Origin of the sequence: Sinorhizobium sp. RAC02, from assembly GCF_001713395.1 — a bacterium.
Lineage (GTDB): Bacteria > Pseudomonadota > Alphaproteobacteria > Rhizobiales > Rhizobiaceae > Shinella.
On record NZ_CP016450.1, the window covers coordinates 2,990,669 to 3,013,664 of the forward strand.

The following is a 22,996-nucleotide window of genomic DNA, read 5'->3' on the forward strand; positions in this document are numbered from 1 at the left end:
GCGGCACCGACATGAACAGGCCCGTTCCGACCTATGATCTCTACGGCGAAAGAACGGGAAATCCGTCGGATTTCTGGTTGCACTGCGAAACGATCCCGTCGCGCAGCAGCCTGCATCGCTACGAAATCGGCCTGCACCGGCACGAGAGTTTTTTCCAGATCCTGTACATTTCCGCCGGATCGGGCGATGCGCTGTTCGGGGCCAGGCGGCTGACATTGCGCCCGCCGGCCATCGTCTCCGTGCCGCCGGCCGTCAACCACGGGTTCCGCTTTTCTCCCGATATCGATGGCTATGTCTTCACCATGCTCGCCTCACACGGGCGGCTTGCCGGCGAGGCGGCGCGTTTTGCGGCGGAACCACGCGTCACCGCGCTCGACGCCGCCGATCCGGAGGGCGCCTTCCTGATCGCGACGCTCGAGCGGCTGGCGGCGGAATGGGCGAGCCGGCGCAGCGGGCGCACGGATCTGATGGAGGCCTATCTCGTTTCGACGCTGACGCTGACGGCGCGGCTGTGGGCCCGCGACAATCCGACCGAAGGCATCGGTGAGACGGTGCGCCGCATGGAACGTCTCAACGGCCTGATCCAGCAGCATTTCCGCAGCCAGAAGCCGGCGAATTTCTACGCCCAGCAGCTTGGCGTGTCGTCGACGCATCTCAACCGCATCGTCAAGGCCGCGACGGGCCTGACGGCGCACGCCTATATCGGCCGGAAACTGGTCGACGAGGCGAAACGCGAGCTCGTCTTCACCGAAAGGCCGGCGCAGGAGATCGGTCTGCGCCTCGGTTTTGCCGACCCGGCGTATTTTTCGCGGTTCTTTCTGCGCGAGACCGGCGAGACACCGCGCGCCTGGCGGCTCGCCGAACGGGCGCGGCTCGCCGCTCAGTCGTCGGCGTAACGCTCTTCCATCCAGGGATCGCCGCGCATGTGATAGCCGTTGCGCTCCCAGAAGCCGGCCTGGTCGCCGGGTAGGAAATCGATGCGTGTCAGCCACTTGGCGCTCTTCCAGAAATACAGATGCGGCACGACGAGGCGCATCGGGCCGCCATGCTCGGCGGTCAGCGGCTGGCCTTCCCAATGGGTGGCGAGAATGGCGTCCTCGACGGCGAAATCGGCGAGCGGCAGGTTCGTCGTATAGCCGTCATAGCTCGTCAGCATCACGAAATTCGCTTGCGGCCGCGGTATGACGAGATCGAGCAGATCGCGGGTGGCAACGCCCTCCCAGCGGTTGTCGTAGCGCGACCAGGTCGTTACGCAATGAATATCGGACAGCTTTTGGCTTTGCGGCAGCGCAAGAAAATCCGCCCAGCCGAAGGACATCGGGTTTTCCGCACCGCCCTTCACGTCGAGCCGCCAGTTTTCCGGACGGATCACCGGCTGCTGGCCGAGATCGAGCACCGGCCAGTTCTTGACGAGGTGCTGGCCGGGCGGCAGGCGGTCGGTCTCCGGCCTCGACATGCGGCCCGTCAGGAATTTTCCCTGGTCCGCCCATTGGCGTTTCGTGCGGGTAAGCTTGCTGTCGTCGTCGCGCATGGCGGTCTCCTGCTGCAGTGCAATAGGTGGGATCGCCGCCTGTCGTCTGTCAAGGTCGGCTCAAGCCAGCACCTGCCGGAGTGCCGCCTGCACCTCGCGCATCGCCGGCAGGTAGCGCTCGACCATCTCGCCTGCCGCCGCATGGGCCGCCGGTGCGCCGATATTGAGCGCCGCCACCACCCGGCCGCGGGCATTTTCCAGCGGCAGCGCGATGGAGCAGAGGCCGATTTCCAGCTCCTGGTCGATCACCGCAAAACCCTGCCGGCGCACGCGGGCGAACTCTTCCATCAGCACATCGGGATCGGTCTTGGTGAAGGGGGTGTTCGCCCTGCGGTCCGAGGCCTCCAGAATGGCGCGCGCCTCCGCTTCGGGAAGGGCGGCAAGCAGCACCCGGCCCATCGAGGCGCAATAGGCCGGCAGGCGCGAGCCGGGCATGAGGTTGATCGACATAACCCGCTTCTGTGCGGCGCGTGCCACATAGACGATTTCCGTCCCGTCGAGCACGGAGGCGGAGGCGCTTTGCCCGACCTTGTCCGAAAGCTGGTCGAGATAGGGCTGCACCAGCCGCGGCAGCGGTGTTGCCGACAGATAGGCATGGCCGAGCCGCAGGATTTTGGGCGTCAGCTGGAAGAACTTCCCGTCATAGGCCGCATAGCCAAGTTCGGCGAGCGTCAGCAGGCAGCGCCGCGCCGTCGCCCGGTCGAGACCGGTTTCCTTCGACACATCGCTGATGGTGAGCCGCGGCTTTGCCTCGTCGAAGGCTTCGATGACCTTCAGGCCCTTGGCAAACCCGCCGATGAAATCCGTTTCCCGCATGGCGTCTCCTTTTCGGGCGGTCGGTTTGGCCGTCCGCCATCGCGTCGCCTCCATCCCTCCCTGCCCTCCGTCGTCATGCTCGGGCTTGACCCGAGCATCCAGGCTCGGGTTGCCGCATGGATCCTCGGCTCGAGGCCTAGGATGACGACGAGAGTGGAGTGAGCGTCGCCATTCCCCGCGAACAGCATCTCGCTATAGTTTGTGCGATAATTGAACAAAAGTCAATTATCGCACAAAATGGATTGCCCGTTTCCCCCTTCGGATTTACCTCTAGGGCCACAACGGGAGATTTTGCATGGACAAGACCATCGGAAGTCTGGCGGAGGCCGTGGCGGGTATCGGTGATGGCACGACGGTGATGATCGGCGGCTTCGGCGGTTCAGGCGCCCCGATCGAGCTGATCCACGCGCTCATCGATACGGGTGCCAGGGACCTCACCGTCGTCAACAACAATGCCGGCAACGGCCGCATCGGCATTGCGGCGATGATCGATGCGGGGCTGATCCGCAAGATGATCTGCTCGTTCCCGCGCTCGAGCGATCCACGCGCCTTCACCGACAGCTATCTCGCCGGCAAGATCGAACTGGAGCTGGTGCCGCAGGGCACGCTTGCCGAGCGCATCCGCGCCGGCGGCGCCGGTATTCCGGCTTTCTACACGCCCACAAGCTTTGGCACGGAGCTGGCGAAGGGCAAGCCCACCGCCGAATTCGACGGCCGCATGTATGTGCAGGAACGCTGGCTCAAGGCGGATGTCGCGCTGATCAAGGCGCATGTCGGCGACACGCACGGCAACCTCACCTACAACAAGGCCGCCCGCAACTTCAGCCCGCTGATGTGCATGGCGGCGGCAAAGACCATCGTGCAGGTCTCGAAACTGGTGAAGCCGGGCGGCATCGACCCGGAACAGGTCGTCACCCCCGGCATCTTCGTCGATGGCGTCGTGGAAGTTTCCGCGCCCAGACAGGAAGAAGATCTCATCCGCGCAGGAGTGGTTTACGCATGAGCCCCGTTACGAGCGAAATCGATACACGCGAAGACATAAAACTCTCCAACGCGCAGATCGCCTGGCGCGCGGCGCAGGACATCGAGGACGGCGCCTATGTCAATCTCGGCATCGGCTTTCCCGAAATGGTCGCCCGCTACCAGCCGGAAGGCCGCGAAGCGATCTTCCATACGGAAAACGGCATTCTGGATTTCGGCGAGGCGCCGCCGGCTGGCGAGGAGGACTGGGACCTGATCAATGCCGGCAAGAAGGCCGTGACGCTGAAGCCCGGCTCCGCCTTCTTCCACCATGCCGACAGTTTTGCCATGGTGCGCGGCGGCCATCTCGACGTCGCCATTCTCGGCGCCTACCAGGTGGCGGAGAACGGTGACCTCGCCAACTGGCGCGTCGGCTCCAAGGGTGTGCCGGCAGTGGGTGGGGCGATGGACCTCGTGCACGGCGCCAAGCAGGTCGTCGTGATCACCGAGCATGTCACCAAGAACGGCGAGCCGAAGCTCGTCGAAGCCTGCACCTTCCCGCTCACCGGTGTCGGCTGCATCACCCGCATCTATACCAGCCATGCGGTGATCGACGTATCCGGTGGCCGCTTCGTGCTGCGTGAAAAACTGGCCGGCATGACGATCGAGGAATTGCAGGCTATGACAGGCGCGAAACTTCATGTCGACGGCCCCGTTGCCGATCTCGTCGTGCCGGAACTCTAGAACGTTGTTTACGCAATTCCGCACGCAAAACCGCTGCGCACTTTTGCTGGAATTGCTTGAAAGGAAAAGCCATGTCTGACGCCTATATCTGCGACTATATCCGCACGCCCATCGGCCGCTTCGGCGGCTCGCTTTCCGCCGTGCGCGCCGATGATCTCGGCGCCATCCCGCTGAAGGCGCTGATGGCGAAAAACACCGGCATCGACTGGGAAGCCGTCGACGACGTTATCTTCGGCTGCGCCAACCAGGCGGGCGAGGACAACCGCAACGTCGCGCGCATGTCCTCGCTGCTGGCCGGCCTGCCCGTTTCTGTCTCCGGCACCACGATCAACCGGCTCTGCGGTTCCGGCATGGATGCCGTCATCGCCGCCGCCCGCGCCATCAAGGCCGGCGAGGCGGAACTGATCGTCGCCGGCGGCGTCGAAAGCATGAGCCGCGCACCTTTCGTGCTGCCCAAGGCGGACAGCGCCTTTTCACGCAATGCGGAAATCTACGACACGACCATCGGCTGGCGCTTTATCAACCCCCTGATGAAGAAGCAGTACGGCGTCGATTCCATGCCGGAGACCGGCGAGAATGTCGCCGAGGACTTCAAGGTGTCGCGCGCGGACCAGGACGCCTTCGCCGTGCGCTCGCAGGCGAAAGCCGCTGAGGCGCAGGCAAACGGCCGCCTGGCCAAGGAAATCACGCCCGTCACCATCCCGCAGAGGAAGGGCGATCCCATTGTCGTCGACACGGATGAGCATCCGCGCGCAACCACGCTGGAAGCGCTCGCAAAGCTCGGCACACCGTTCAAGAAAGAGGGCGGCACCGTGACCGCCGGCAATGCCTCCGGCGTCAATGATGGGGCAGCAGCCCTGATCATCGCCTCGGAAGCGGCCATCAAGAAATACGGCCTGACGCCGATCGCCCGCATTTTGGGCGGCGCCATGGCCGGCGTTCCGCCGCGTATCATGGGCATCGGCCCGGTCTATGCCACGCAGCGCCTCTGCGCACGGCTCGGCCTGAAACCGTCCGACTTCGATGTCATCGAATTGAACGAGGCCTTCGCCTCCCAGGGCCTCGCGACGCTGCGCGAACTCGGCATTGCCGACGATGCCGATCACGTCAACCCGAACGGCGGCGCCATCGCGCTCGGCCATCCGCTCGGCATGTCCGGTGCACGCATTACCGGCACGGCCGCGCTGGAACTGCAGTTCACCGGCAAGAAGCGCTCGCTCTCCACCATGTGCATCGGCGTCGGCCAGGGCATCGCGGTGGCGCTGGAGCGGGCTTGACGTTTAGCCCCTCACCCTAACCCTCTCCCCGCAAGCGGGAGAGGGAACGTGCCCAACGAAGTTATAGAGTGTGGCGAACCGGAGCGGCATATCCCTTCGCCCCGCTTGCGGGGAGAAGGTGGCGGCAGCCGGATGAGGGGCAGCTTTCACCAAGCACATTGACACCCGCCCTGCCCTCCGGCACCCATGCGGTCCGATATCCTCGCTTCGATGACGACCACCATGTCTAAGACCACCCGCGCCACCCAGGCCCTTGCCAAGGCCGGTATTTCCTTCACCGTCCATACCTACGTCTACGACCCGACCGCCGAGCGCGTCGGCATGCAGGCGGCCGAGGCGCTGGGGGAAGACCCGTCGCGCGTGCTGAAGACACTGATGGCGGAGGTGGATGGCAAGCCGGTCTGTGTCATCGTCCCGTCAGACTGCGAGGTCAGCATGAAAAAGCTGGCAAGCGCCTTCAAGGGCAAGTCGGCGAGCATGATGAAGCCGGCAGATGCCGAGCGGCTGACGGGTTATGTCGTCGGCGGCATCAGCCCGTTCGGCCAGAAGAAGCAGGTCCCCACGGCAATCGAGGAGGCAGCGCTGGTACACGCGGCGGTTTACATCAATGGCGGGCAGCGTGGACTTCAGGTCCGGCTGGCGCCGAGCGACGTGCTTGTCGCGCTGAAAGCGATTTCGGCGCCGGTCATCGCCTGATTGCGCCTTCTCATCCGGCAACAAGCACACTAAGTTTCTTCCGTCCCTTTCAGAAACAGACAGGCATGCCATGACCACTCCCGCCAATTCCGCCCCTGCCGTCGATGCGACAAAGCTCGACAAGCTCGCCGAAGTCGCCGTGCGCATCGGCCTGCAGCTGCAGAGGGGGCAGGACCTCGTGATGACGGCGCCCATTGCCGCACTGCCGCTCGCCCGCCTGATCACCAAACACGCCTATATGGCCGGCGCCGGCCTCGTCAGCACCTTCTATGCCGACGAAGAGGCAACGCTTGCCCGTTACCACCACGCGCCGGACGAAAGTTTCGATCGCGCAAGCGACTGGCTCTACGAAGGCATGGCCAAGGCCTATGCCAATGGCGCGGCACGTCTCGCCATTGCCGGCGACAACCCGATGTTGCTGTCGGCCGAAGACCCCGCCAAAGTCGCCCGCGCCAACAAGGCCAATTCCACCGCCTACAAGCCGGCGCTGGAAAAGATCGCCAATTTTGACATCAACTGGAACATCATCTCCTATCCGAACCCGTCCTGGGCCAAGCAGGTGTTTCCGAACGACCCGGAAGACGTAGCGGTCGAAAAGCTCGCCAACGCCATCTTCGCCGCTTCGCGCGTCGATGTTGCCGATCCGGTCGCCGCCTGGAAAGAACACAATGCGGCTCTTGCCAAGCGTTCCGCGTGGCTCAATGGCGAACGCTTTGCAGCCCTTCACTTCAAGGGACCGGGCACGGACCTGACGGTAGGCCTCGCCGACGGCCACGAATGGCACGGCGGTGCATCCACCGCCAAGAACGGCATCACCTGCAATCCGAACATCCCGACGGAGGAAGTCTTCACCACGCCGCACGCGCTGCGCGTCGAAGGCCACGTCTCGTCGACCAAGCCGCTCTCCCACCAGGGCACGCTGATCGACGATATCCAGGTGCGCTTTGAGGGTGGCCGCATCGTCGAGGCGAAAGCTTCGAAGGGCGAAGCGGTGCTGAACAAGGTGCTGGACACGGACGAGGGCGCGCGCCGGCTCGGCGAAGTGGCGCTGGTGCCGCATTCCTCGCCGATTTCGGCGAGCGGCATCCTGTTCTACAACACGCTGTTCGATGAGAACGCCTCCTGCCACATCGCGCTCGGCCAGTGCTATTCCAAGTGCTTCCTCGATGGCGCGAGCCTGACGCCGGAGCAGATCCGCGCCCAGGGCGGCAATGAAAGCCTCATCCATATCGACTGGATGATCGGCTCCGACAAGGTCGATATCGACGGCATCCGCAATGACGGAAGCCGCACGCCCGTCATGCGCGCCGGCGAGTGGGCATGACCAATCTCGGCGTGATCGGTGGCGGCGGATGGCTGGCCGGGGCGCTGCTCCGGCCGGCACTTGCCGACCGCGTCATCCGGCCCGCCGACCTTGTTCTTTCCTCGCGCTCCGGCCAGATTTCCGGTTTCGAATCCTGGCCGAGCGTGCATATGACGACGGACAATGCGATCCTTGTCGACGCCTCCGACGTCATCTTCTTTTCCGTTCGGCCGGAGGATCTCGACGCCATAGAACTCGATCTTCGCGGGCGCTTCGTCATCTCCGTCATGGCGGGGGTGACGGTCGAGGAAATCGGCGAGCGTTACGGCGCCCGTCGCATCGTGCGGGCAATGCCGAATGCCTGCGCCGAACAGCGCCTCTCGTTCACGCCGTGGTTTGCGACGGACGACGTGCGCCGCTCGGAAACGGCCTTCGCGCAGCGCTTCTTCTCCGCATCCGGCCAGGCGCATCTCATCACTAACGAGCAGGACCTCGACTATTTCACCGCGCTAACCGGCTCGGGCGCCGCCTTCCCGGCACTCATGGCGGATGCGATGATCCGGCACGCCGTCGAGGCCGGCATCGATCCCGATACGGCGGACCTCGCGGTTCGCCAGCTCTTTCTCGGCGCCGCCACGCAGATGGCACGGGTTTCCGACACGCCGGCCGACATCGTGGAGCTCTTCATGGAGTACCGCGGCACCACGGCCGCGGGCCTTTCCGCCATGATGGAAGCCAATATCGAACACGCCATCTTCAACGGCCTGACCGCGGCGCGGCGAAAGGCGGCGCAGAGCGGGAGCTGACCGGCGCCGGCCGCGATGCCTGCGCCCATTGGCTGAGCCAGACGCTCGCCAGCACGACGACCATGCCCGCGATCTGTAGCCAGCTCAAATCCTGCCCGAGCATCGCCCAGCCGAGCACGACGGCAACGAGCGGGCTGAGGAAACCGAGCGGCGAGATCGCCGCCGGACCGAGCTTCGCGAGGCCACGGAACCAGACGATATAGGTGAGCGCTGCGCCGATCAGGCCGAGATAGAGGAAGCCGACGAGGTTCTGTGCCGTCGGCATGGGCAGGGCCGGTTCGAAGAACAGCGCGACGGGCACGAGCAGCAGGCCGCCCGCCGTCAACTGCCAGGCGGTGAAGGTCAGCGGCGGCACCGGCGGCTGCCAGTGGCGCGAGAGCACCGTGCCGAACGCCATGGAGACCGCACCGGCAAGACCGGCGGCAATGCCGATCGGGTCGAGGCTGGCGGACGGCGTCAGCACGAGGAGGGCGACGCCTCCTATGCCGGCAAGACCCGCGACGATCGACAGCGGCTGCACCGTCGTTCCCATCACCGCGCGGGACAGCCCCAGCACAATCAGCGGCTGGATGGCGCCGACCGTCGCCGCCACACCGCCCGGCAGGCGATAGGCCGAGACGAACAGCATCGCCCAGAAGAACGAGAAGTTCAGCGCGCCGAGCAGAAAGGTCCGACCCCACCAGATGCCCTGCGGCAATTGCCGGACGAGGAGCAGCAGGAGCAGCCCCGCGGGAAGTGCGCGCAGCATGGCGACGGTCAGCGGATAACCGGCCGGCAGCAGCTCGGTCGTGACGATATAGGTGCTGCCCCAGATGGCGGGTGCAGCGGCGGTGAGAAGGACATCGGTGGCGCGGGACATGATTATCTCCACTCAAAGAATCTTGACATCAAGATACCTCATTTTATCTTGACGTCAAGAGAATCTCCTCGTTAAGTCGGAGCATGGATCACGTCGATAGAATTCTCGCCCAATGGAACCGCGAACGGCCCGACCTCGATGTCGAGCCGATGGGCCTGCTCGGCCGCCTGGCGCGGCTTCGCACGCATCTTGCCAGGGAGATCGAAAAGGCGCTCGCCGGTCACGGGTTAAATTCGGCGAGCTTCGACGTGCTGGCGACGCTGCGCCGTTCCGGCCCGCCCTACCGGCTGTCGCCGGGCGATCTCATCGCGACGACAATGGTCAGCTCCGGCACGATGACCAACCGGCTCGATCAACTGGAAAAGGCCGGCCTCATCGAACGCTCGCACAATCCGGACGACCGCCGGAGCGTCATCATCGCGCTGACGCCGAAGGGTTTTGCGCTGGTGGACGAGGCCGTGACATCGCATGTCGCCAACCAGCACCGGCTGCTGGAAAACCTGAGCACGGACGAGCGCGTGGCACTGGATGACCTGCTTCGAAAATTTCTCGTCGACTTCGAATAGTCAGATCCGGTCGACCAGCTTTTCGACCCGCGCAATGTGCGCCTTGCGCTTTTCCGCGCTCACCCGGTCCATGTCGTAGAGATTGGTGAGCCTGAAATCGAGCCCCTTGGCGCAGAAGGCGGCGATGCCGCGCTTCAAAAGCCGCTTCACCGGGTTTCCCATATAGAGATTGACCACCCACCAGGGCGAACCGGTTGTCGTAAACGCCCAGAACAGGTGGATATTGCCGAGCCGCGGCTGGATGCGCCCACCGGCCGGGTCGTTCTCGAAGGCGACGCCGGGTGCAAAGACCCGGTCGAAGAAACCTTTCAGGATGGCCGGAAAATTGAACCACCATTGCGGAAAGACCAGCACCAGCCCATCCGCCTGCTTCAGCCGGGAGATGAAGGGTTCGGCGGAAGACGGATCGTAAGCCGGCTCAAAATAACGCGCCCTTTCGTCTGGCGTCAGTCGCGGGTCAAACCCTTCGCTGTAGAGATCGAGCAGGTCGACCGTATGGCCGTTCGCCGTCAGCTTCTGCCGCACCGTCTCGGCGACGCTTGCGGCAAAACTTTCCTCCAGCGGATGGGCGAGCACGAGCAGGATGCGCATGGCGGCCTCAGAACAGCGAGCCTTGGCGGGCTGCGGGTTTTTCCGCCTCCGCGTCTACCTTCGCCTTCCTGCGCGGCGGCGTCCCGCCACCCGAGCCGGTGACGGCATCCACCGTGCCGTCGGCAAACTCGATGGCGATCGCACGGCCGGGGCCGAGGTTGGCTGCCCCATTCACCGGCGCGCCCTCCTCGTCGCGCACCAGCGCATAACCGCGCTTCAGCACGTTACGATAGGACAGCGATTGCAGCATCCGGTCCTGCGCCTGAAGCAGGGCCCGACGGCGGGCGAGGTCGCCGGCAAGCGCACTTTCACCGCGCAGCGCAAGGCCGGTAAGCCGATCGCGCGCCCGCCCCGTATGGGCGGCGATCCGCGCCGGCGTCGCCCGCAGCGAGACATCGAAGGCCGAAAGCCGAGCGCGAAACTGGTCGAGCCTGCGCTCGACAATGCGTTCGGCCCGTTGCACTCGATCGGCGACACGCTGGCGGCGCTCGGCGATGCGGGTGAGAAGCACGTCGGGCCTCAGATGCGCCGCCGTACGCTCGAAGGCGCGGCGCTTGTTCACCGTGTTCATCTGCAAGCCGCGGCCAAGGCCGGCGGCCGCTTCATCGAAACGGCGACGCGGCAAGGCGAGAAGCTGGTCGAGCGACGGAAGCGCGCGGGCGAGCGCGCGAACCCCCTGGCGGCGGTTGTCCATCTGGCGCAGCACGGCGCCGCTGAGCCGCGCGCCGAGCGAGGCGGCCTCCGCGTCGAGATCGGCCTTCACCGGCACGGCCATTTCCGCGGCCCCCGTCGGCGTCGGTGCGCGCCGGTCGGCCGCGTGGTCGATCAGCGTCCAGTCCGTCTCGTGGCCGACGGCGGAGATGAGCGGGATTTTTGACGCGGCGGCGGCCCGCACCACGATCTCGTCGTTGAAACTCCACAGGTCTTCGAGGCTGCCGCCGCCGCGTGCGACGATCAGCACATCCGGCCGTGGCATGGCGCCACCGGGCTCGAAGGCGTTAAACCCCTCGATCGCGGCGGCCACCTCCTGCCCAGAGCCGTCCCCCTGCACCTTGACCGGCCAGATGATGACATGCACCGGAAAGCGATCGGCGATACGGTGAAGGATGTCACGGATGACCGCGCCGGTCGGCGAGGTGACGACGCCGATCACCTTCGGCAGGAAGGGCAGCGGCTTCTTTCGCTCCTGGTCGAACAGCCCCTCGGCGGCAAGCTTGCGCCGGCGCTCCTCGAGCAGCGCCATCAGCGCCCCTGCCCCGGCCGGCTCCAAAGTTTCGATGACGATCTGGTATTTCGACGAGCCAGGGAAGGTGGTGATCTTGCCGGTGGCGATCACCTCCATGCCCTCTTCCGGCTTGAAACGCAGCTTTGAAAAACTGCCCTTCCAGATCACCGCGTCGATGCGCGCCCGGTCGTCCTTCAGCGAGAAATAGGCGTGGCCGGAGGAATGCGGCCCGCGATAGCCGGAAATCTCGCCGCGCACGCGCACCTGGTCAAAGGCCTGCTCGACGGTGCGCTTGATGGAGCCGGAGAGTTCCGACACCGAGTATTCGGCAAGGTTGCTGGGCGAATCAGTGTCCGAAAAGAAGCTCATGGCAGAAGTGTAGTGCGTTTGCTTGCCGATGACAGGCCCGCAAAGGCCGCATCCCCAGCACACTTGGTTGTCAAGCGTCCCATCCCGGAACGGGCCAGCCCTCTATTCCGGCCGCACCCGGTAGAGCCGCAGCGCCGCCGTCTCCGTGCCCGCGACCGGCTCCAGATAGGCCGGCACCCGACCCTTCAGAAGATCGGCATAGAGGCCTTCGGGTTCGGCGCCGGCGATGTTGTGGGTCTGCGTGTCGGTTTCACAGAAGGCGACGAGCGTCACCTTCGCACCGCGCAGAAAGGCCTCGGCCTGGTGCGGATTGGATAGGCCGATATGCAGTTCCGTCAGCATGCCGCCCTGGTTGCGGTGATAGGGCGCCGACAGAACGCGGTGGCGCGTAAAGCGCAGGGTCGATGCGCCAAGATCGGACGCCGCCGCGACCACGCCGGTCGGCTCGCCGGCAAGCGGCGCCATCGCCGCCTGGTCGTTGCAGGCTTGCCGCGGCGCCGCATCGTCGGAGATTTCGGCCGCCAGGATGTCCTGCGACCGGCCGGGCAGCAGTGCGCCCGCCAGCGCCCAGCTCGCCGGCACGGCGGCAAGCGTCGCAGCGACGAAGACAAGCCCGCGCTTCAGGTTCTTCGGATCGGCATGGGAGGCGTGGCGCAGATCGGCAATCAGCAGGCCAAGCGGCAAGGCGGACAGCAGGTTGGAGAAGATCGAGCCGCGGATCTGGATGAGCGTCACGGCATAGGCAACGACAAGCAGCGTGAGCAGCACCAGATGGGCTTCCACCCGGTCACCGCGCCGGATCCGCCACAGGCAGACCAGGATCGCGAAAAGGCCCACCGCGTAAAAGCCGCCAATGGAGCCCGGATCGAGGCGGAACTGGGCGAACAGCGATTGCGCTTCGATGACGCCGGAAAGCCAGAAGGTTTTCAGCAGCGGATCGAGCGTGTCCAGCGGGTTGGCAAGGCAGCCGGGCGCAATCAGCAGGACCGCGGCGGCCACCACCACCCCGGCACCGGCGAGCGCGCCGACCCGTCCGGCGAGTGACCAGGGGCTGGTGAGCGACACGGTCAGGAAAAGTATGCCGCCGCCGAAGGTGGCGAGCGCGTAGAAGCCGTAGGAAAGGCTGTCGCAGGTGACCTGCCCATAGTGCGACGGCGCGACGGTCGAAAAGAAGGCGATGGTCACCGTCAGGGCCAAGGCGAGGCCGAAAGCGGCCGCGGCCTCGCGAAAAGCCTGCCCGTGCCAGACCCAGCGCAGCGCCACCACGATGCAGACGGCGCCGATCAGCGGTGTCGTTTCCGCGCCGATGGCAATGGCAAAACCGGAAAGCGCACCGGCAATGGCATGATCGCGAGCCCGTTTTGCGGGATCGAGCAGCATGGCGGCGATGCAGGCAACGAGCGCGATCTGGAGATTGTGATGGTCGATCGCGCCCGGCTGGAAGCGGTTGACCGAGAGGATGAGGATCGTCGTCAGCACCAGCGTCGCATGCATGGCAGCGGTGCCACCCAGCCGGTAGGCCGCGAGCCCCATGCCGAAGAAGGTCGGCACGACGAGGAGCGCCGGCCACACGGCGAGCGCCAGCGCCTCCGCCCGCTCCTGCCCGGTGAACAATGAGAAGAAACCGATGAGGTTGGCGATCGGCAGGTCGACGAACCGCGACCAGTGCATCGTGGTGCCGCCGTCGAGGCCGAGGCGATACTGGGTCGTGTCGAACCAGTTCTGGCCGGCGATCAGATCGCGCACCATCACGAGCCGCATCGTGTCGTCATTGTCGGGACCGACATAGTCGGTCACGAAGGGCAGCGTCATTGCCAGTAACAGGATGATCGTGACGAGGGAATAGGCCGCGAGCACGCCCAGCGTCATGCCTTCGCGGCGCGATGGCGCCTCAGAGTTTGCGAGCGACAGGGCCGCAGGCAGGTTTTTCAGCACGTTTCGCCCCTTCGTCCACCATTGGAACCGTGTGCGAAACCTAGCCTTAACCTTCTCAAGAAATAGTAAAACCAGCGGTCGCATGAGGCGGCCGGATGGGAGAACGCGTCGTCATGACGGAAGCCTTGCTGGAAGACCTCGAAATTGCCGTATTGCTGCCCTGCTACAACGAGGCGCAGACCATCGGCGACGTCGTGACGGCCTTCCGGGCCGCCCTGCCATCCGCCCGCGTCTATGTCTACGACAACAATTCCACCGACGCGACGGCGCTGCGCGCAGCCCTTGCTGGTGCCACCGTCGTGCGCGAGCGCCGCCAGGGCAAGGGCAATGTGGTGCGCCGCATGTTCTCCGATATCGACGCGGACATCTACCTCATGGCCGACGGCGACGGCACCTATGCCGCCGGCGATGCGCCGGAGCTCGTCCGCACGCTGATCACCGAGGGCGCCGACATGGTCGTCGGCACGCGCCGCAACGTGCGCGCCGATGCCGGACGCCAGGGCCACGCCTTCGGCAACCGCATCTTCAACACGCTGTTCCGCTCGCTGTTCGGCAACGATTTCTCCGATATCTTCTCCGGCTACCGCGCCTTCTCGCGCCGCTTCGCCAAGAGTTTTCCCGCCGTCTCCGGCGGTTTCGAGATCGAGACGGAAATGTCGGTGCATGCCTCGCGCCTGCGCCTGCCGATCGCCGAACTGGAACTCGATTACGGTCGCCGGCCGGAAGGCTCGCATTCGAAACTCTCGACCTTCCGCGACGGCGCAAAGATCCTCTGGATGTTCGCCATGCTGATGAAGGAGACGCGGCCCTTTGCCTTCTTCGGCGCGATCAGCGGCCTGTTCATGCTGGCAAGCCTCACCTTCATGGCGCCGGTCCTGGCCGATTATTTCCGCACCGGCCTCGTCGACCGCATGCCGACCTGGGTGTTCTCGCTGGTGCTGATGATGATGTCCTTCCTGGTCTTTTCAGCCGGCATGATCCTCGATTCGCTCGCCCGCGCCCGCGCCGAGCAATTGCGCATCCACTATATGGGCCTGCCCGCCATCCAGAGCGGTCACCGCCGCCGCGCCCGGCCGGCGGAGGCACCGGCAACGCGGTCCCGCGCCGCATGAAACGCGTCCTGCTCTTCGCGGTTGCCGGCGCCGCCGGCTTCCTCGTCGATGCGGGCATCCTTGCGCTCCTCCTCTGGGCAACGCCGCTCGGGCCGCTCGTCGCGCGGCTATTCGCCATCGCGGCCGCCATGCTCTTCACCTTCTGGCTGAACCGCACCTTCACCTTCGGTCGCAGCGAACGCAGCCTCGCCGCGGAAGGCGCGCGCTATGGCGGCGTCGGCATCAGTGCGGCGGTGCTGAACTACGCCGTCTATTCGGCACTCATACTTGCCTTCCCGGCGCTCTGGCCGGTTCTTGCCGTCGCCATCGCCTCGCTCGTCGCGATGGTCTGGTCGTTCCTCGGCTATTCCCGCTTCGTCTTCGGCGCGTCCTCGCCCTCGAAGTGAGCCCGCGTCTCGGCGTCCGCCGGGAAAAAGCTCTCGATCAGCACGCCCTGCACCAGTGCATCCTGCGCCGAACCGAAAGAGGTGAGCGTGGTGATCCAGTTGAAGCGCTTGGCGCCGATCTTCATCTCGATCGGCAGGATGGGCAGCCGGTCGGTTTCCGGGAACGCCTCCAGCGCCGCCTGAATATCCGCCGCCGCCGACAGTCGCTCGATGCGCTTGGAGAGGGGGCTGCGCGGCCCCTGCAGCCAGGCTTCCGCCCTGATGCGATGCACCAGATCGGCCGCCGACTGCGCCCAGTTGACGACGATGGAGCGCAGCGGCGTTGCGCCGAGATAGGCATCGAGAAAATTGTCGCCGGGTGACACCGCAATGCCCGCCATGCCGGCAAGGCCGAGAAATGCCGGGTTTGCTGTCAGCACGTTATATTCGTGGTCGAAGACGACGCCGGGATAGGGATCGTGCCGGCCCAGGATGAGGCCGATCGCTTCCGCCACCGCCGGCGGGAAGGCCGCAAGGCTGGCGGCCGGCGCGGTTGCGAAGCGCGGGCGAAATCCGGCGGCGGAAAACAGCATGCCCCGGTCGCGCGCCGGAATGTCGAGCACGGCGGAAAGCCTGAGGATCATGCCCTCGGACGGACGCGAGCGGCCGGTCTCCAGAAAGGACAGGTGGCGCGACGAAATGCCGGCCTCGGTCGCCAGCTCCAGCTGGCTCATGCGCCGGTGGCCGCGCCACTCCTTAAGATGGTCTCCGAATTCCATGCTTCACTCCTCTCATGTCCCGCGCACTAAACATGAGGCACGGCATGATTTCCATTACCTCCAAGGTAATTGGTTTGCCGCACGGCTCCCGGCAGGATTGGCCCATCGAAACGAAAGGAGCCCCATCATGTTCGCCACCCTCAACCGCAATCTGCTGAAGTCCATCATGCTCTTCGACGGCGTGTTCTCTATCGTCACCGCCGCCGGCCTCTTCGCCTTTTCCGGCCCGGTCAGTGCCCTTGTCGGCCCCCATGCGACGCCTGCCATCGTCAACGGCTTCGCTGCCTTCTTCCTGCTCTGGGGCGCCTTCCATCTCGCTGTCGGCCGGCAGGAGCGACCCTCACCCGCCGCGGTGCGCTTCGCCATCACCGGTGACGCGCTGTGGATACTCGGCAGCATCGCCGTTCTGCTCGTCGCCCGCGACGGCCTGACGCTGACCGGCATCGGCCTCATCGCCGTCGCCGCCGTCGCCGTCGCCGATATCCTGCTTCTCAAGCAAATCGGCCTCGGCCGGCAACAGCGCGCCGTCCTCGCCTGACGGAGCCATGTGTCTACACGGCAGCCACACACCTCTTCTCCCCAGCGGGGAGAAGGGGAGGAAGGAACCGCTCTTCAACCCGGTAGGATTGCCCTCGCCAAAAGCGAGGGCGAAGGACCTTTGTGGCCCGGCAACAAAGCAAAAACCTACCCCGCGGGAGTGATTCCCCTCTCTCGCAAAATGCACTACCGTCGCGCCCGAATGACAATGGGAGCCTTTCATGCGCGTTATCTTTTCCGAGGACCACAAGCTCAGGAACGCCCGCAGCGAGCTGCACGGCGGCGAACTCGTGCCGCCCTTCGAGGCGCCGTTCCGGGCGGAATGGATTCTGGCCGCGGTCAAGGATGCCGGCTTCACCGACATTGCAGCACCGGAACGCCACGGGCTCGAGACCGCGCTGAAGGTACACGATGCCGGCTACCTTTCCTTCCTCGAAACCGCCTGGGACCATTGGAAGGCGGCGGGCTATAACGGCGAGGCGATCGCCACCTCGTTTCCCGTGCGCCGCACCTCGCCGCGCATCCCGACCCAGATCGACGGCCTGCTCGGCTACTATTGCAATGCCGCCGAGACGGCGATCTCGCCCGGTACCTGGGAGGCGGCCGTCTCCTCCATGCAGACCGCGCTGACGGCGACCGATATCGTGGCGGGCGGTGAAAAGGCCGCCTTCGCGCTCTGCCGTCCACCCGGCCACCATGCCGGCATCGACAGTTTCGGCGGCTACTGCTTCATCAACAACGCCGCCGTCGCCGCCCAGCGCCTCCTCGACAAGGGCGCGAAGAAGGTTGCCGTGCTCGACGTCGATTTCCACCACGGCAACGGCACGCAGGACATTTTCTACGAACGCGGCGACGTCTATTTCGCCTCGCTGCACGGCGACCCGGCCGAAGCCTTCCCGCACTTCCTCGGCTATGCGGAAGAGACCGGCAAGGGCGCAGGTGTTGGTACGACGCAAAACTATCCGATGCCGCCCGGCACGCCCTACTCCGTCTGGGAAGCCGCCCTTCACGACGCACTGAAGCGCATCGCCGCCTTCGGCGCGGAAGCGATCGTGCTGTCGCTCGGCGTCGACACGTTCGAGAAGGACCCGATTTCCTTCTTCAAGCTCGTCTCGGCGGACTACATCACGATGGGCCAGGCAGTCGCCGCCAGCGGCGTGCCGGTACTCGTCGTCATGGAAGGCGGTTACGGCGTGCCGGAAATCGGCCTCAACGTCGCCAACACGCTGAAGGGCATTGCCGGCTGAGACCAGCATCAATTTTCCTGAAGCAAGACGTCACGATTATCCATTTGTCGCAGGACGCGCCCTCGTCTAGGACTGCGACGCGGTTCATTAGAGCCCCCTCATCCGCCTACCGGCACCTTCTCCCCGCTGGGGAGAAGGGGAAGATATATGGCGCCTCGTTTCCCTTCTCCCCTCGGGGAGAAGGTGGCCCGAAGGGTCGGATGAGGGGGCTTTCCTATGATGGCGGCGATGCCGGGAGGGCTTCAACATGGCAGATCAACAGGTAGCGGCAGGCGGCGGGCTTTCGGGCTCGGGAAATGCGGGGCTCTTCACGGGCATCCTGCTCTGTTTCGCCTCCATGTCGTGCATCCAGTTCGGCGCGGCCTTTTCCGCGACGGCGATTGCCGATTTCGGGCCGTTCGCCACGACCTTCCTGCGCCTCGTCATGGCGGCGGCGATTCTTGCCGTCATCGTGCGCCCGCCGATGCGCTCCTACAGCCGCCAGCAGTGGAAGAGCGCACTGGCGCTCGGCGCCACCATGGCCGCGATGACGCTCTGCTTCTTCGCGGCGATCGGGCGCATTCCGCTCGGGCTTGCCGTGGCGATCGAGTTTCTCGGGCCGCTTGCCGTTGCGACATGGGGGCTTGGCGGCGGATGGCGGCTGATCTGGCCGCTGGCGGCCTTCATCGGCGTCGTGCTGCTCTCGCATGATGGCAGCGGCTGGGTCGGTGATCCCGTCGGCATGCTCTTCGCCTGTGGTGCGGGCGTTGGCTGGGGCACCTACATCATCCTGATGAAAAAGTCCGGTAAGCTCTTCAAGGGGCTCGAAGGGCTGTCCATGTCGCTGATCGTCGCCGCCATGGTCGCAGCACCCTTCGGCCTGCCGCGGGCGCATGAGGCGATGAACCCGGAAGGGCTCGGCATGATGCTCGGCCTTGCCCTTCTCGTGCCGCTGATCCCCTACGCGCTGGAAATGACGGCGCTGCGGCGCATGCCGATGGCGGCCTTCGGCATCCTGATGAGCCTCGAGCCGGCGCTCGGCGCGCTCGCCGGCTTCCTCGTGCTCAGCCAGCCGATGACGCCCTTCCAGATGCTCGGCACGGCACTTGTGGTCGCCGCCAGCGCCGGTGTGACCTCGAGCGGCGGCGGTGAAACCTAGTCAAAAGGACCGCCCCCTTTCATGTTCCTGCCGCAATCGGTAGGTTCAAGCAGAATCATCGAATTCTCGGGGACGCCTCAATGTACAAGAAATACGCTGTCGTCGCGCTTGCCGCGGTCTACCTCACCGGCTGCACGACCACCGATCCCTATACGGGCGAGCAGAAGGTTTCCAACACCGCAGGCGGCGCCGCGATCGGTGCCGGCATGGGCGCGGTCGCCGGCCTTCTCATCGGCAACAACCCGAAGCAGCGCCGCAATGCCGCGCTGATCGGCGCGGGCATCGGCGCACTGGCCGGCGGCGCCATCGGCAACTACATGGACACGCAGGAATCCGAGCTGCGCGCACAGCTTGAGGGCACCGGCGTCTCGGTCACCCGCAACGGCGACCGCATCATCCTCAACATGCCGTCGAACGTCACGTTCTCGACCGACCAGGACCAGGTGATCCCGCCGTTCTACCCGACGCTCGATTCCGTCGCGATCGTGCTGCGCAAGTTCGACAAGACGCTCATCGACGTCGACGGCCATACCGATTCGGTCGGCAATGCCGGCTACAACCAGGATCTCTCCAACCGCCGCGCCAACTCGGTCGCCAACTATCTGGCGTCGCGCGGTGTCGATCCGCGCCGCATGTCGGCAATGGGTTACGGTCTGGAGCGCCCGATCGCCTCCAACGCGACGGAAGCCGGCCGCGCGCAGAACCGCCGCGTCGAAATCGCGATCTCGCCGCTCAAGAGCTAGGCCGCGAACGCGTAAATTCGAAATGACCGGTGTTGGGGTGTGCCGGGCCGTCCGGCGCACCAGAAAGCCCGAGATCGAATGGGAAGCCGAGGTGGCATGCAGCTGTTGCTGATTACCGGACCCGCCGGCGTGGGCAAATCAACGCTGAGCTGGGAAATGAGTGCTCAACTCGCCGCAGCTCAGGTCGCTCACGCCGTTATCGAAAGCGATGAACTCGATAGGGTGTTCCCGCGTCCCGATGCCGATGAGCTTGGCAGAATTCAGCCCGGCGCGATTGACGTCAGCAGCATCAACCTGGCTGCGCTCTGGTCGACATACCAGGCCTTGGGGCACACGCGCTTGATCATGTCGGGCGTCATGATGCACCTGAATTTTGACAAGCGGTGGATCCTTTCCGCTATACCCGAAGCGCGAATTACGGTCGTCCGCATGGTGGCTGCCGAGCCGACACTGTTGGCGCGGCTTGCGCAGCGGGAGATCGGTTCTGGAGCAGACGAACAAGCACAGCGCTCGCTTCGGCAGGCAAGGCGCATGGCAGGCGAAGACGCGGACGGCATCATCTTGCTGCCTACGGACGGCAAAAGACCTGCGGAACTGGCAGGGATCATTCTTCAGAAAACTGGCTGGCTCGATATAGGCGGTCAGCAAGAGTAAGCCTGCTGGAACAGTCCAGCAAACGTGCTTGAAGCGGGGTTCAGGCCTGCTTGAGCCGCGGGTCGTCGTCGGCCGGATTGTAGAAGAGCGAGAGCACCAGGCTCTTCGCGATCCGCTCGGCCGTCGCCATGAACCACGCCTTTGCTTCCGGCGAGGGCGCAATATCATCGAGCGTGGCGGAGAACAGGCCGAGCCAGGTCTGAAACAGCGGCGGGTTCATGCCCTGAACGCCCTGATGCGCCATGACTGGCTTGCCGCCATAGCTGCCGTCCTTGAAGGCGACGGCGGACCAGAAGCGGTTCATCTTTTCCATATGCTCGGGCCAGCGGCCGTTCAGCCGGCCGTCGAAGACCGGGCCAAGCTCTGGATGCGCCCGCACCCGGCCGTAAAACGTCTCCACCAGCAGCGGAATGAAATCGGCGGTGACGCCGATCGCCTGCATGTCGGACTGTGCGCGGACGCGCATGGCGGCGAAGTGGGAAAGACGGTCTGGATCGGTTTCGCTCATGGCCGGAAGATAGGGAGCTTTCCGTGTCGGTACAATCCGGCCGATCGCCGCAGGACGGGACAGGACGAAATCAAGGCCCTTCCCGCCCCGGCGCCCATTCCAGCCGCTTGTAATCGAACCCGTATTCCAGCGTCGGCTTGATGATTTCGAAGTAGGGCGAGAGGTCGAAGTCGCGCGGCGTGTAGAGCGAATAATGCCGGATATGCAGGATTTCCTCGCGCGAATAGGTGGAGGTCGCGGCCGCATGGCCGGGCGCGCGGGCGATTTCCGGCAGGATCGGGTAGCGGATCCGCTCGAAAGCCTCGGCAATCAGCGTCGAGCAGATCGCCCGCGTCGGATCGCCCGAGCCGAAGGCCAGCATGCGGCGGCGCCAGCGCACCGGCACGGGCGGTGCCGGCAGGAAGTAGCGCAGCATGTCAGTGATGTTCTTCAGGTCGTATTTGAGGCCGAGGCGCGAGACCATGAAGGAGACCAGCGCATTGCGGTCCTCCGGCGTCAGCCCGACCGGGCGGCAGATGCGCGTGTTGTAGGTGCGGTACTTCGTGAGCGGCACGGCAACGCAGCCTTCGCCGAGATTGACCTCGATGAGCTGCGGGCGCTCCACCGAGGTCAAGGTCGCCTGGTCGAGCGTCAGCGGGGTCTCGTCGCCGACGAAGAGCGCCGCATGCGACCAGGTGGATTGCGTCAGATACTTGATCACTGCCGAGACCTTCTGGTTGCCCTCGACGAGCAGGATGTCGCCGGGCCTCAGCGTGCGCGCCAGCGTTTCCGGGTCGGAAGGCGTGTAGGGTTCGTAGCCGGAGGTCTGGCTTTGCAGCCGATCCGCGACGCGACGCCCGAGGCGGTCGAGCAGCGTGTCGCGGCCTAGGGAAAGCGGCTTCAAGGCAGCAGTCACGGCTCGTCCTTCACAGTCTCACATCGCGCCACTCTAACCCTAGCCGCGACATCCTGTCGAGCTTGACCAAAAGGCTCCACGCCCTATATTTAGAATTATTCTAAACTGGATATTTGCAGATGTTCTCCCGCCTTCTCCGCCCCGGCAAACGCAGCCTCGAGTCCTTGAGCGAACAGGAAATCCTGGCGCTCGCGATTTCCTCCGAAGAGGACGACGGCCGCATCTACCTTGCCTATGCGGATGCGCTGCGTGATGCCTATCCCTACTCCGCCCGCGTCTTCGAGGAGATGGCAGCGGAGGAAAGCCATCACCGCCAGATGCTGATCGACCGGCACATCGCGCGCTTCGGCGATCGCATTCCGCTGGTACGGCGGGAGTTTGTGCGCGATTTCCCGGAGCGCAAGCCCGACTGGCTGATCCACAACATGCCGATCGAAAAAATCCGCGCGCAGGCCGAGGCGATGGAAGAGGCCGCGCACCGCTTCTATCTCGAAGCCGCCGCCCGCACGCAGGATGCCGCGACGCGCAAACTGCTTGGCGATCTGGCGCTGGCGGAAAAATCGCATGAATCGCTCGCCCGCCGGCTCGGCGAGGAGCACACCCCCGTGGATGTGAAGGCCGAGGAGGACCAGACGTCCCGGCGGCAGTTCGTTTTGACCTATGTGCAGCCGGGCCTTGCCGGCCTGATGGACGGCTCGGTCTCGACGCTCGCGCCGATCTTCGCCGCCGCCTTCGCCACGCAGGATACCTGGCAGACGTTTCTGGTCGGCCTGTCCGCCTCGGTGGGCGCCGGCATCTCCATGGGCTTCACGGAAGCCGCACACGACGACGGCAAGCTGTCCGGCCGCGGCTCGCCGGTCAAACGCGGCCTCGCCTCCGGCATCATGACGGCGCTCGGCGGCCTCGGCCACGCCCTGCCCTACCTGATCCCGAATTTCATGCTGGCGACGACCATCGCCGTCTTCGTCGTCTTCGTGGAATTGTGGGCGATCGCCTTCATCCAGAACCGCTACATGGAAACGCCGTTCCTGCGTGCTGCCATGCAGGTCGTGCTCGGCGGCAGCCTCGTTTTGGCCGCGGGCGTGCTGATCGGCAATGCGTGAGGGCTAGCGCCCGGTCGGGCGGTTCATGTCGCGCACGACCCAGCGGAAGAAAAGGTAGATACCGCCGCCCATGATGGCGAGGGGTAGAAGATTGGCAATAGAATCCATGTCGACCTCGTTGTCCCCTTGAGGGAACAGTTAAGGTCTTGCTAACCAATCCGCAATCGCGAAACCTGTTACGCTGTGTTCACAAAATGCGACCGTCGCACACGGAAACGAGAGCGGGGCGTTGACGCC

25 protein-coding genes are annotated in these 22,996 nt (G+C 65.0%); 16 read left to right on the top strand and 9 right to left on the bottom strand.

Features of this window, described 5'->3' with window-relative positions; genetic code table 11:
* Nucleotides 1-11 precede the first annotated feature (11 nt).
* On the top strand, nucleotides 12-896 hold the full coding sequence (locus tag BSY16_RS14405; protein WP_069060299.1) for a helix-turn-helix domain-containing protein: 885 nt from the start codon (nucleotides 12-14) through the stop codon (nucleotides 894-896).
* On the opposite strand, the gene BSY16_RS14410 is transcribed toward BSY16_RS14405, so the two are convergent.
* Together BSY16_RS14410 and BSY16_RS14415 are read right to left on the bottom strand one after the other, a co-directional pair.
* The gene (locus BSY16_RS14410; protein WP_069060300.1) at nucleotides 881-1,531 is read right to left on the bottom strand and encodes a sulfite oxidase-like oxidoreductase; all 651 of its coding nucleotides are present in this window, start codon (nucleotides 1,529-1,531) and stop codon (nucleotides 881-883) included. The genes BSY16_RS14405 and BSY16_RS14410 overlap by 16 nt on opposite strands.
* A gap of 60 nt (nucleotides 1,532-1,591) precedes the next feature.
* Nucleotides 1,592-2,347, bottom strand: a complete 756-nt coding sequence (locus BSY16_RS14415; RefSeq protein ID WP_069060301.1) for an IclR family transcriptional regulator — start codon at nucleotides 2,345-2,347, stop codon at nucleotides 1,592-1,594.
* A 295-nt stretch (nucleotides 2,348-2,642) separates the two neighbouring features.
* Between BSY16_RS14415 and BSY16_RS14420 the strand changes: the two genes are divergently transcribed.
* From BSY16_RS14420 to BSY16_RS14445, 6 genes are all read left to right on the top strand, one after another.
* Nucleotides 2,643-3,350: a 3-oxoacid CoA-transferase subunit A gene (locus tag BSY16_RS14420; RefSeq protein ID WP_069060302.1), complete on the top strand. Its 708-nt coding sequence runs from the start codon at nucleotides 2,643-2,645 to the stop codon at nucleotides 3,348-3,350.
* Complete coding sequence (locus BSY16_RS14425; RefSeq protein ID WP_069060303.1) at nucleotides 3,347-4,051, top strand: CoA transferase subunit B; 705 nt, start codon at nucleotides 3,347-3,349, stop codon at nucleotides 4,049-4,051. The genes BSY16_RS14420 and BSY16_RS14425 overlap by 4 nt, the downstream gene beginning before the upstream one ends.
* Before the next feature lie 71 nt (nucleotides 4,052-4,122).
* The gene (gene pcaF, locus BSY16_RS14430) at nucleotides 4,123-5,328 is read left to right on the top strand and encodes a 3-oxoadipyl-CoA thiolase (protein WP_069060304.1); all 1,206 of its coding nucleotides are present in this window, start codon (nucleotides 4,123-4,125) and stop codon (nucleotides 5,326-5,328) included.
* 222 nt (nucleotides 5,329-5,550) lie between these two features.
* A complete protein-coding gene (ybaK, locus tag BSY16_RS14435; RefSeq protein ID WP_069061553.1) occupies nucleotides 5,551-6,024 on the top strand; it encodes a Cys-tRNA(Pro) deacylase in 474 nt (157 codons plus the stop codon).
* 70 nt (nucleotides 6,025-6,094) lie between these two features.
* A complete protein-coding gene (locus BSY16_RS14440) occupies nucleotides 6,095-7,348 on the top strand; it encodes an aminopeptidase (protein WP_069060305.1) in 1,254 nt (417 codons plus the stop codon).
* Nucleotides 7,345-8,133 (top strand): pyrroline-5-carboxylate reductase family protein, encoded by a 789-nt coding sequence (locus BSY16_RS14445; protein WP_069060306.1) that lies wholly within the window; start codon nucleotides 7,345-7,347, stop codon nucleotides 8,131-8,133. Before BSY16_RS14440 ends, BSY16_RS14445 begins: the two co-directional genes overlap by 4 nt.
* Here the strand turns inward: BSY16_RS14445 and BSY16_RS14450 are convergent.
* The gene (locus BSY16_RS14450) at nucleotides 8,084-8,992 is read right to left on the bottom strand and encodes an EamA family transporter (protein WP_069060307.1); all 909 of its coding nucleotides are present in this window, start codon (nucleotides 8,990-8,992) and stop codon (nucleotides 8,084-8,086) included. The genes BSY16_RS14445 and BSY16_RS14450 overlap by 50 nt on opposite strands.
* Before the next feature lie 83 nt (nucleotides 8,993-9,075).
* Between BSY16_RS14450 and BSY16_RS14455 the strand changes: the two genes are divergently transcribed.
* Nucleotides 9,076-9,558, top strand: a complete 483-nt coding sequence (locus BSY16_RS14455; protein WP_069060308.1) for a MarR family winged helix-turn-helix transcriptional regulator — start codon at nucleotides 9,076-9,078, stop codon at nucleotides 9,556-9,558.
* Here BSY16_RS14455 and BSY16_RS14460 read toward each other — a convergent pair whose 3' ends face one another.
* The 3 genes from BSY16_RS14460 to BSY16_RS14470 form a co-directional block, all read right to left on the bottom strand.
* Entirely contained in the window at nucleotides 9,559-10,149 is a 591-nt protein-coding gene (locus BSY16_RS14460) for an NAD(P)H-dependent oxidoreductase (RefSeq protein ID WP_069060309.1), read from the bottom strand.
* A 7-nt stretch (nucleotides 10,150-10,156) separates the two neighbouring features.
* Complete coding sequence (gene xseA / locus BSY16_RS14465) at nucleotides 10,157-11,743, bottom strand: exodeoxyribonuclease VII large subunit (protein WP_069060310.1); 1,587 nt, start codon at nucleotides 11,741-11,743, stop codon at nucleotides 10,157-10,159.
* Between the two features lie 102 nt (nucleotides 11,744-11,845).
* Complete coding sequence (locus BSY16_RS14470) at nucleotides 11,846-13,678, bottom strand: hypothetical protein (protein WP_069060311.1); 1,833 nt, start codon at nucleotides 13,676-13,678, stop codon at nucleotides 11,846-11,848.
* A 113-nt stretch (nucleotides 13,679-13,791) separates the two neighbouring features.
* Between BSY16_RS14470 and BSY16_RS14475 the strand changes: the two genes are divergently transcribed.
* Nucleotides 13,792-14,790: a glycosyltransferase gene (locus tag BSY16_RS14475; protein WP_069060312.1), complete on the top strand. Its 999-nt coding sequence runs from the start codon at nucleotides 13,792-13,794 to the stop codon at nucleotides 14,788-14,790.
* Entirely contained in the window at nucleotides 14,787-15,176 is a 390-nt protein-coding gene (locus BSY16_RS14480) for a GtrA family protein (RefSeq protein WP_069060313.1), read from the top strand. Before BSY16_RS14475 ends, BSY16_RS14480 begins: the two co-directional genes overlap by 4 nt.
* Here the strand turns inward: BSY16_RS14480 and BSY16_RS14485 are convergent.
* Nucleotides 15,134-15,934, bottom strand: a complete 801-nt coding sequence (locus tag BSY16_RS14485) for a helix-turn-helix domain-containing protein (RefSeq protein WP_069060314.1) — start codon at nucleotides 15,932-15,934, stop codon at nucleotides 15,134-15,136. The genes BSY16_RS14480 and BSY16_RS14485 overlap by 43 nt on opposite strands.
* Before the next feature lie 127 nt (nucleotides 15,935-16,061).
* On the opposite strand from BSY16_RS14485, the gene BSY16_RS14490 reads away from it, so the two are divergent.
* The 5 genes from BSY16_RS14490 (at nucleotide 16,062) to BSY16_RS14510 (ending at nucleotide 20,253) form a co-directional block, all read left to right on the top strand.
* A complete protein-coding gene (locus BSY16_RS14490) occupies nucleotides 16,062-16,472 on the top strand; it encodes a hypothetical protein (RefSeq protein ID WP_069060315.1) in 411 nt (136 codons plus the stop codon).
* Between the two features lie 220 nt (nucleotides 16,473-16,692).
* Entirely contained in the window at nucleotides 16,693-17,718 is a 1,026-nt protein-coding gene (locus BSY16_RS14495; protein WP_069060316.1) for a histone deacetylase family protein, read from the top strand.
* Nucleotides 17,719-17,965: 247 nt separating this feature from the next.
* A complete protein-coding gene (locus BSY16_RS14500; RefSeq protein ID WP_069060317.1) occupies nucleotides 17,966-18,856 on the top strand; it encodes an EamA family transporter in 891 nt (296 codons plus the stop codon).
* Between the two features lie 80 nt (nucleotides 18,857-18,936).
* Entirely contained in the window at nucleotides 18,937-19,599 is a 663-nt protein-coding gene (locus tag BSY16_RS14505; RefSeq protein WP_069060318.1) for a YiaD family glycine zipper/OmpA-like lipoprotein, read from the top strand.
* Between the two features lie 96 nt (nucleotides 19,600-19,695).
* A complete protein-coding gene (locus BSY16_RS14510) occupies nucleotides 19,696-20,253 on the top strand; it encodes an AAA family ATPase (RefSeq protein ID WP_069060319.1) in 558 nt (185 codons plus the stop codon).
* 40 nt (nucleotides 20,254-20,293) lie between these two features.
* Here BSY16_RS14510 and BSY16_RS14515 read toward each other — a convergent pair whose 3' ends face one another.
* Complete coding sequence (locus BSY16_RS14515) at nucleotides 20,294-20,761, bottom strand: group III truncated hemoglobin (protein ID WP_069060320.1); 468 nt, start codon at nucleotides 20,759-20,761, stop codon at nucleotides 20,294-20,296.
* A gap of 70 nt (nucleotides 20,762-20,831) precedes the next feature.
* On the bottom strand, nucleotides 20,832-21,656 hold the full coding sequence (locus BSY16_RS14520; protein WP_286157138.1) for a C40 family peptidase: 825 nt from the start codon (nucleotides 21,654-21,656) through the stop codon (nucleotides 20,832-20,834).
* Nucleotides 21,657-21,775: 119 nt separating this feature from the next.
* Between BSY16_RS14520 and mbfA the strand changes: the two genes are divergently transcribed.
* The gene (mbfA, locus tag BSY16_RS14525) at nucleotides 21,776-22,759 is read left to right on the top strand and encodes an iron exporter MbfA (protein WP_069060322.1); all 984 of its coding nucleotides are present in this window, start codon (nucleotides 21,776-21,778) and stop codon (nucleotides 22,757-22,759) included.
* The last annotated feature ends 237 nt before the right edge of the window (nucleotides 22,760-22,996 follow it).

Excerpts from the sequence above, each read along its gene's own strand:
- BSY16_RS14485 (WP_069060314.1), bottom strand. The coding sequence starts at position 15,934 with ATGGAATTCGGAGACCATCTTAAGGAGTGGCGCGGCCACCGGCGCATG.
- BSY16_RS14450 (WP_069060307.1), bottom strand. The coding sequence starts at position 8,992 with ATGTCCCGCGCCACCGATGTCCTTCTCACCGCCGCTGCACCCGCCATC.
- BSY16_RS14455 (WP_069060308.1), top strand. The coding sequence starts at position 9,076 with ATGGATCACGTCGATAGAATTCTCGCCCAATGGAACCGCGAACGGCCC.
- BSY16_RS14415 (WP_069060301.1), bottom strand. The coding sequence starts at position 2,347 with ATGCGGGAAACGGATTTCATCGGCGGGTTTGCCAAGGGCCTGAAGGTC.
- BSY16_RS14505 (WP_069060318.1), top strand. The coding sequence starts at position 18,937 with ATGTACAAGAAATACGCTGTCGTCGCGCTTGCCGCGGTCTACCTCACC.
- mbfA (WP_069060322.1), top strand. The coding sequence starts at position 21,776 with ATGTTCTCCCGCCTTCTCCGCCCCGGCAAACGCAGCCTCGAGTCCTTG.
- BSY16_RS14495 (WP_069060316.1), top strand. The coding sequence starts at position 16,693 with ATGCGCGTTATCTTTTCCGAGGACCACAAGCTCAGGAACGCCCGCAGC.
- BSY16_RS14425 (WP_069060303.1), top strand. The coding sequence starts at position 3,347 with ATGAGCCCCGTTACGAGCGAAATCGATACACGCGAAGACATAAAACTC.
- BSY16_RS14515 (WP_069060320.1), bottom strand. The coding sequence starts at position 20,761 with ATGAGCGAAACCGATCCAGACCGTCTTTCCCACTTCGCCGCCATGCGC.
- BSY16_RS14445 (WP_069060306.1), top strand. The coding sequence starts at position 7,345 with ATGACCAATCTCGGCGTGATCGGTGGCGGCGGATGGCTGGCCGGGGCG.
- BSY16_RS14500 (WP_069060317.1), top strand. The coding sequence starts at position 17,966 with ATGGCAGATCAACAGGTAGCGGCAGGCGGCGGGCTTTCGGGCTCGGGA.
- xseA (WP_069060310.1), bottom strand. The coding sequence starts at position 11,743 with ATGAGCTTCTTTTCGGACACTGATTCGCCCAGCAACCTTGCCGAATAC.
- BSY16_RS14405 (WP_069060299.1), top strand. The coding sequence starts at position 12 with ATGAACAGGCCCGTTCCGACCTATGATCTCTACGGCGAAAGAACGGGA.
- BSY16_RS14420 (WP_069060302.1), top strand. The coding sequence starts at position 2,643 with ATGGACAAGACCATCGGAAGTCTGGCGGAGGCCGTGGCGGGTATCGGT.
- BSY16_RS14440 (WP_069060305.1), top strand. The coding sequence starts at position 6,095 with ATGACCACTCCCGCCAATTCCGCCCCTGCCGTCGATGCGACAAAGCTC.
- BSY16_RS14410 (WP_069060300.1), bottom strand. The coding sequence starts at position 1,531 with ATGCGCGACGACGACAGCAAGCTTACCCGCACGAAACGCCAATGGGCG.
- pcaF (WP_069060304.1), top strand. The coding sequence starts at position 4,123 with ATGTCTGACGCCTATATCTGCGACTATATCCGCACGCCCATCGGCCGC.
- ybaK (WP_069061553.1), top strand. The coding sequence starts at position 5,551 with ATGTCTAAGACCACCCGCGCCACCCAGGCCCTTGCCAAGGCCGGTATT.
- BSY16_RS14490 (WP_069060315.1), top strand. The coding sequence starts at position 16,062 with ATGTTCGCCACCCTCAACCGCAATCTGCTGAAGTCCATCATGCTCTTC.
- BSY16_RS14460 (WP_069060309.1), bottom strand. The coding sequence starts at position 10,149 with ATGCGCATCCTGCTCGTGCTCGCCCATCCGCTGGAGGAAAGTTTTGCC.
- BSY16_RS14510 (WP_069060319.1), top strand. The coding sequence starts at position 19,696 with ATGCAGCTGTTGCTGATTACCGGACCCGCCGGCGTGGGCAAATCAACG.
- BSY16_RS14475 (WP_069060312.1), top strand. The coding sequence starts at position 13,792 with ATGACGGAAGCCTTGCTGGAAGACCTCGAAATTGCCGTATTGCTGCCC.
- BSY16_RS14480 (WP_069060313.1), top strand. The coding sequence starts at position 14,787 with ATGAAACGCGTCCTGCTCTTCGCGGTTGCCGGCGCCGCCGGCTTCCTC.